The following is a 4,566-nucleotide window of genomic DNA, read 5'->3' on the forward strand; positions in this document are numbered from 1 at the left end:
GCGCTAGCTGTAGTTCCTCGTGAGGTTGTGAACGCGTTCTGACGGGGTCTTGCCGCCGATGCTGGTGTGGGGTCTGTGGTGATTGTAGTGATGGATCCAGGCCTGGTAGTCGGCGGCTCGGGCTTCCTCTGACGCGTACGGCTTGGCGTAGGCCCACTCGGCGGCGAGCGTGCGGTTGAACCGTTCGACTTTGCCGTTGGTCTGGGGTCGGTAGGGCTTTGTGAACTTGTGCTTGATCGTCCCGAGCTCTTTTGCCAGCAGTCGGGAGCGGTAGGCCGAGCCGTTGTCGGTCATGACGCGCTCGATCGTGATTCCGGCGTCGGCGAAGAACGCTTTCGCGCGCTGCCAGAACGCGACCACGGTCTCTTTGCGCTCGTCGGCGAGGATCTCGGAGTACGCGAGTCTCGAGTGGTCGTCGATGACGTGGTGCAGGAACGCGTAGCCGCGTCCGGCCTTCTTGTTGTTGTGATTGCCGATCGTGCGGCCGTGCACCCGGTGGCCGCCGCCGTCGGGAATGCGGCCGAGCTTCTTGATGTCCATGTGCACCAGCTCGCCCGGCTTCTGCCGCTCGTACCTGATCGGCTTCGGTTTCCGGACCGGCAGGCCGGTGTTCTGATCCACGTGTGCAAGCGCCGGCATCCGGTACCGCTTCAGCACGCGCTCGACGGTGGCGCGGGCCAGGTGCAGGTGGAAGGCGATGCGGTGCGGGCCCCAGCGGCGGATGAACCGCAGCGCGACGATGCGCCGCTCGGTGCGCTGACTTGTGCGGTTCGGGCTTGAGTGCGGGCGGGAGCTGCGGTCGGTCATCGGCAGGCCCGCGCGCAACCGGTCCGCCCACTTCTTCGCCGTAGCCGGCGAGCACTGGAACCGCTCAGCCGCACGCCGACAGGACCAGCCCTGCTCGACGATCGAGCGCGCCAGCATCAGCCGGCCCCTCGGAGTCAGATGAGCATTAGCGTGAGTCACGAAGACCTCCGGTGAACGAAGTGAGTGTGGTAACCCACATCGTCCCGGAGGTCTTCGCTACATCAACCCACGTTCACAACCTGCCGAGGAACTACAGCTAGCCACCACCTGCGAACGGCCCCGCTTCGGCGGGGCAGTTCTTCTGCGCGGCCTACGCGCGGACGAGCACGGTTCCGGCGATCTTGTCGTGGAAGCCCCGGTGATCGGAGTCCCACACGAGCGCCGGAATCACGATCATCAGCAGAACGCTGCGCACGACGGGCCGCCACAGCGCCGGCTGCGAGCCGGGCAGGGCCGAGAGGCGCAGCCCGGCGATGCGATGGCCGATCGAGCCGCCGAGCGCCCAGATCGCGAGGATCTGCAGCGCGGCGAAGACGGGGTAGACGGTCCAGCCGCCGTAGTGGCGGGTGATGAGCCACGAGATCGCCATCGCGATCGCCCAGTCGATGACGAGGCCGAGCACACGCCGCCCCATCCGCCCGACCGACCCTCTGCCATCCTCGGGAAGGCCGAGACGTTCCCCTGGAAAGTTGCTCGGTGCAGCATCCGCAACTCGCTCGCTCACCCGTCAATCCTAGGAACTCGCGGCTGATAGCCTGCCACGTAACAGGCCCGAAACAATTGCTTTACTGCAGAGAAACGGCCTGACCATACCCTGCAAGCAGGTAGCGCCCGCGCCTATCCCGTCAGCCTTTTGGAGCTTGAATGTTCAAGGACTCATCCGAGGTGCTGAAGTTCATCAAGGACGAAGACGTCAAATTCCTTGATATTCGCTTCACCGACCTCCCCGGTGTGCAGCAGCACTTCAACATCCCCGCATCAACCGTCGACGAGGAGTTCTTCACCGTCGGCCAGCTGTTCGACGGCTCATCGATTCGCGGGTTCGCGAACATCCACGAGTCCGACATGCAGCTGATCCCCGACGTGACGACCGCCTACGTCGACCCGTTCCGCGCTGAGAAGACGCTGATCCTCGTCTTCGACATCTACAACCCGCGCAACGGCGAGATCTACTCCAAGGACCCGCGCCAGGTCGCCAAGAAGGCTGAGAAGTACCTCGCGTCGACGGGCATCGCCGACACCGCGTTCTTCGCCCCAGAGGCCGAGTTCTACATCTTCGACGACGTGCGCTACGAGGTGAAGCAGAACGGCTCCTTCTTCCACGTCGACTCCGAAGAGGGCGCCTGGAACTCGGGCCGCGTCGAAGAGGGCGGCAACCTGGGCAACAAGACGCCCTACAAGGGCGGCTATTTCCCCGTCTCCCCCGTCGACAAGCAGGCCGACCTGCGCGACGACATCTCGCTCAAGCTGATCGACGCGGGCCTCGTCCTCGAGCGTGCGCACCACGAGGTCGGCACCGGTGGCCAGGCCGAGATCAACTACCGCTTCGACACGATGGTGCACGCGGCCGACGACATCCTGAAGTTCAAGTACATCGTCAAGAACACGGCAGAGCTGTGGGGCAAGACGGCGACCTTCATGCCGAAGCCGCTCTTCGGCGACAACGGCTCGGGCATGCACACCCACCAGTCGCTCTGGAACGGCGGGCAGCCGCTGTTCTACGACGAGGCCGGCTACGGCGGCCTGTCCGACATCGCCCGCTGGTACATCGGCGGCCTGCTCGCCCACGCCCCGGCGATCCTCGCCTTCACGAACCCGACGGTGAACTCCTACCACCGCCTGGTCCCCGGCTTCGAGGCCCCCGTCAACCTGGTCTACTCGGCGGGCAACCGCTCGGCGGCCATCCGCATCCCGATCACGGGCACGAACCCCAAGGCCAAGCGCATCGAGTTCCGCGCGCCCGACGCCTCGGGCAACCCGTACCTCGCCTTCGCCGCCCAGCTCATGGCGGGCCTCGACGGAATCCAGAACCGCATCGAGCCGCACGAGCCGGTCGACAAGGACCTCTACGAGCTGCCCCCCGAGGAGGCCAAGCTCATTCCGCAGGTTCCCGGCTCGCTCGACAAGGTGCTCGACGCGCTCGAGGCCGACCACGACTTCCTCACCAAGGGCGGCGTGTTCACCGAGGAGCTCATCGAGACCTGGATCGAGTACAAGCGCGAGAAGGAGCTCAAGCCCCTCGCTCAGCGCCCGCACCCGTTCGAGTACGAGCTCTACTACGGCGTCTGATTTCTGACGGAGTCGCGAAAGGGGCCTCTGCTTCGGCAGGGGCCCCTTTCCCGTGTCAGGACGTCATGCCGTAGAAGCCGCGCTCGAACACCGCGCGGGCGCGCCGGGTGACGGCGAGGTATTCCTCTTCAAAGCGGCTCGCGGAGCGCGGCGGGAAGCCCAGCAGGCGTGCGACACCGTCGAGCTGCGCTCGATCGGAGGGCAGCACGTCGGACGTCCGCGCTGTCCAGAGGGTCATGGCGCTGCGCGCGCGGGAGGCGAAAACCCAGGCGGCGCGCAGGCGCTCGGCATCCGATTCGTCGACGAGCCCCGCGTCGACGGCGGCACTCAGCGCGCCCAGCGTCGAGGTCGTGCGCAATGCGGGCACGCGGGCGGCGTGCTGCAGCTGGATCAGCTGCACGTACCACTCGACGTCCGAGAGGGACCCCCGGCCGAGCTTGAGGTGGCGCGTCGGGTCTGCGCCCTGCGGGAGCCGCTCGGACTCGACGCGGGCCTTGATGCGTCGCACCTCGCGGATCTCGGTCGCGCCGATCGACGCCGGGTACCGCGTGCGGTCGGCCAGCTGTTCGAAGTCGGCGATGAGCGTCGTGTCGCCGGCGGCGCCGCGGGCGCGCAGCAGCGCCTGTGCCTCCCAGGTGAGCGACCACCGGGCATAGTAGGCGGCGTATGCCTCGAGCGAGCGTGCGACCGGCCCGTTGCGACCCTCGGGGCGAAGGTCGAGGTCGAGGTCGAGGGGCAGCCGGGGGTCGTCGCTGAGCCTCTTCAGCTCGGCGGCGATGCGCAGGGCCGCGCTGCTCGCGGCCGTGCCTGCGGCCGAGTCGCCACGGGGCGCGCGATAGACGTACATGACGTCGGCGTCCGAGCCGAAGCCGAGCTCGCGGCCGCCGAAGCGGCCCATCGCGATGATCGCGAACTCGAAGCCGTCGGGTTCGGCGTCGGAGTGCTCGCGGCGCACGGCGGCGAGCAGGCACTGCAGATACACATCGGTGATATCGCTCAGCCCACGTGCGACCTCGTCGATCGAGACGACACCCAGGATGCCGCCGATCGCGAGTCGCAGCACGCCCCGCCGACGCGCCGAGATCATCGCGGCGGCGACGGACTCCGCATCGGAGTGACGCGCGAGGACGGCGTCGCGCTCGTCCTCCAGCACGGCGCGCGGGCGTGGCCGCAGGTCGTCGTCGTCATCGAGCCACGCGACCGCCTCGGGCAGAGCGCCGAGCAGCTCGCCCACATACCGCGAGCCCGACAGCAGCCGCGTCAGCCGGTGCGCGGCGCCGGAGGTGTCGCGCAGCATGCGCAGGAACCAGTGATGATCGCCGAGGTCGTCGGCGAGGCGGCGGAACGTGAGCAGGCCGTAGTCGGGGTCGGCGCCGTCGGCGAACCACTGCAGCATGACCGGTAGCAGCGTGCGCTGGATCGTCGCCGCGCGCGAGACGCCTTCCGTGAGTGCCGCGATGTGCCCGAGGG

The 4,566-nt window shown here is 67.7% G+C and carries 4 protein-coding genes; 1 reads left to right on the forward strand and 3 read right to left on the reverse strand.

The annotated features are described in order from the left end of the window. Positions 1 to 3: 3 nt before the first annotated feature. Entirely contained in the window at positions 4 to 966 is a 963-nt protein-coding gene (locus ACM2XV_RS12705; RefSeq protein WP_487027188.1) for an IS481 family transposase, read from the reverse strand. A gap of 151 nt (positions 967 to 1,117) precedes the next feature. Next, positions 1,118 to 1,441: an RDD family protein gene (locus ACM2XV_RS12710; protein WP_487027189.1), complete on the reverse strand. Its 324-nt coding sequence runs from the start codon at positions 1,439 to 1,441 to the stop codon at positions 1,118 to 1,120. 230 nt (positions 1,442 to 1,671) lie between these two features. Here ACM2XV_RS12710 and glnA point away from each other — a divergent pair, with 230 nt between their 5' ends. Further along, positions 1,672 to 3,096: a type I glutamate--ammonia ligase gene (gene glnA / locus ACM2XV_RS12715; RefSeq protein ID WP_344777655.1), complete on the forward strand. Its 1,425-nt coding sequence runs from the start codon at positions 1,672 to 1,674 to the stop codon at positions 3,094 to 3,096. A 55-nt stretch (positions 3,097 to 3,151) separates the two neighbouring features. On the opposite strand, the gene ACM2XV_RS12720 is transcribed toward glnA, so the two are convergent. After that, a partial coding sequence (locus ACM2XV_RS12720; RefSeq protein ID WP_487027190.1) for a [protein-PII] uridylyltransferase family protein occupies positions 3,152 to 4,566 on the reverse strand: 1,415 nt, incomplete at its 5' end.

It is taken from the genome of Gryllotalpicola sp. CP2-P1 (assembly GCF_057512245.1).

Coding starts and splice junctions, on each gene's coding strand:
- ACM2XV_RS12710 (WP_487027189.1), bottom strand. CDS start 1,441: ATGGGGCGGCGTGTGCTCGGCCTCGTCATCGACTGGGCGATCGCGATG.
- glnA (WP_344777655.1), top strand. CDS start 1,672: ATGTTCAAGGACTCATCCGAGGTGCTGAAGTTCATCAAGGACGAAGAC.